General features: G+C 40.0%; 1 protein-coding gene. It reads left to right on the forward strand.

The genetic code is table 11. The annotated features are described in order from the left end of the window. On the forward strand, positions 1-510 hold a 510-nt coding region (locus tag I6F49_RS20290; protein ID WP_197181758.1), incomplete at both ends, for a transposase.

The following is a 510-nucleotide window of genomic DNA, read 5'->3' on the forward strand; positions in this document are numbered from 1 at the left end:
GCAACAAGATAACCAAGCACAGCACAAAGCGAGAGAATTAGCGGTCAGACAAAGAACGGCACTATGCAATCAAATCCGAGGCTTAACTGCTGAATACGGAATTATTTTAAATCAGGGTGTAAACACAATACGCAAAAGTATCCCCCTAATTTTAGAAGATGAAAATACCGGATTATCAGGCGCATTTAAAGCGGTACTAAAGCAGTTAGAAACACAATTGAGTAACTTAGACAGCTGCATTGAAACTTACAGTACATTAATAGTTGAAACAGCAAAAAATAATGATATTTGCCAACGGATCCAAACAATACCTGGATTTGGTCCTATGGTATCAAGCGCCTATTTCAATGAAGTTGGAAATGGCAGTAACTATAAAAGAGGCCGCGATGTTTCAGCGTCTTTAGGTATCGTTCCGCGTCAACACAGTAGTGGCGGAAAAGATACTTTACTTGGGATAAGTAAGCGAGGAAATAGCTACTTAAGGTGCCTGTTGATCCAAGGAGCAAAAGC

The organism is Pseudoalteromonas sp. SWN166 (genome assembly GCF_015864485.1).
Classification (GTDB): domain Bacteria; phylum Pseudomonadota; class Gammaproteobacteria; order Enterobacterales; family Alteromonadaceae; genus Pseudoalteromonas.